We start from the raw sequence: 679 nt of genomic DNA, 5'->3' as shown, positions 1-679 counted from the left end.
TGCTAATTGCTAATTGCTTTTAGATTTTTGAGTAAATGATGGATAGCCGAGTACAGTTATGTGCTCGGCTACTTATTTTTACTTACTGCAACTTATCGATAGTGGTGTTTAAGCCTACCTTTGCTTAAGCTCGCTTTGATTACCTAATTACAATAAAAAGAAGGAAGAGGCGTGCTGAAATCTCATCGCCATAGCTGCTACGGCATTGCTGCCATTTTACTATGGAGCTGCTTAATTGCATTGTCTCGTAGTGTGTCAGAACAACTGGGCCCAATTGGTGGTGCCGCCAGTCTTTATACGGTGAGCTCACTGTTGTTAGTCTGTGTTATGGGGTTACCTAAGCTGTCGCGCTTCTCCAAATCGTATTTGTTGATCGGTGGTGCCTTATTCGTGTGCTACGAGATCTTCCTAGCTCTGGCTTTAGGAATGGCAAATAGCCGACATCAAGCCTTAGAAATGGCCGTTATCAACTATCTATGGCCTGCACTAACGGTGTTGTTTGCGGTACTGCTGAGTGACAAAAAGATTAACTGGTTGGTTTATCCAAGTATCGTCTTAGCGTTTTTTGGCGTGGCTTGGAGTATCAGCGGCGATCAGGGGCTTTCTGTCGAGCAAATCGCGGCTAATATTGCGACCAACCCTAAAACCTATTCGATGGCATTCTTCGGCGCGATTATTT

1 protein-coding gene is annotated in these 679 nt (G+C 44.3%); it reads left to right on the top strand.

Going from position 1 to position 679, the window contains the following annotated elements:
- Positions 1–171 precede the first annotated feature (171 nt).
- The coding region (gene yddG / locus AB4653_RS09710) for an aromatic amino acid DMT transporter YddG (RefSeq protein WP_372104007.1) at positions 172–679 on the top strand (508 nt) is incomplete at its 3' end.

The organism is Vibrio sp. 10N.222.48.A3 (assembly GCF_041475345.1).
GTDB lineage: Bacteria > Pseudomonadota > Gammaproteobacteria > Enterobacterales > Vibrionaceae > Vibrio > Vibrio tasmaniensis_A.
Note: the sequence above shows the minus strand (reverse complement) of the source record. Positions and strands in the feature narration are given on the sequence as shown.